This is a genomic window from Halomonas sp. KX33721 (genome assembly GCF_001596805.1).
Taxonomy (GTDB): domain Bacteria; phylum Pseudomonadota; class Gammaproteobacteria; order Pseudomonadales; family Halomonadaceae; genus Vreelandella; species Vreelandella aquamarina.
This window is the reverse complement of record NZ_LVIA01000106.1, coordinates 1-723: the sequence shown is the minus strand read 5'-3', so window position 1 is coordinate 723 and position 723 is coordinate 1. Positions and strand designations below refer to the sequence as shown.

Sequence of the window (723 nt, the reverse complement as noted above, 5' to 3'; positions counted from 1 at the left end):
GTTGTCGCCGGCCTTGACGCCGACGCAGTGATAGCTGGACTGCTTGCCCCGCTTGCTCTTGAAGCGCGGATAGCCGGCCTTCTGCTTGGGGTCGAAGAAGCGCTGGAAGGCATGATCAAGGTTGATGCAAGACTGCTGGAGCGCCATGGAATCCGCCTCTTTCAGCCAGCCGTACTTGCGCGATTTCTTGGCCACCGGCAGCAGCTTCTTGATGTCGTGCTTGGCGCTCAGCGACTGCCCGTGACGCTTGTAGCGATGCGACATGATGCGAAGGCCGGTGTTGTAGCAGAAACGTACCGCACCGAACTGGCGGTTCAGGAACTCCGCCTGCTCGGTCGTGGGATAGATGCGTACCTTGGCGGCCTTCAGCATGTCAGTGCTCACTGCTATAATAGCCAGAGATTAAGGACTATAACGAGGAATGTAAAGTGAGTGTGTATGAAAGTTATCGGCGAGGGCGGCATAGCGTCACTCGGCTAGTCGTCCACCTTGTTTTTACGACGAAGTATCGGCGCAAAGTGTTCGACGGCTACATGATAGGGCAGCTCCGAGAGGCATTTGAATCAGCTTGCGAAAAACTCGACTGCCGCATCCTTGAGTTCGATGGTGAAGAAGACCATGTTCACCTGCTCGTGGAATATCCGCCGAGGCTGTCGATCAGTGTGCTGGTCAACAATTTGAAATCCACGTCGTCCCGACGGGTGCGGTTCTTGAATGCCCATA

Annotated in this window: 2 protein-coding genes; one reads left to right on the top strand and one right to left on the bottom strand. The window is 55.5% G+C overall.

From position 1 onward, the window contains the following. Nucleotides 1–372 (bottom strand): helix-turn-helix domain-containing protein (locus A3220_RS16590; RefSeq protein ID WP_164834412.1); only part of this gene is annotated, 372 nt, incomplete at its 3' end. A gap of 56 nt (nucleotides 373–428) precedes the next feature. Here A3220_RS16590 and tnpA point away from each other — a divergent pair. Continuing rightward, a partial coding sequence (tnpA, locus tag A3220_RS17145) for an IS200/IS605 family transposase (protein WP_084812818.1) occupies nucleotides 429–723 on the top strand: 295 nt, incomplete at its 3' end.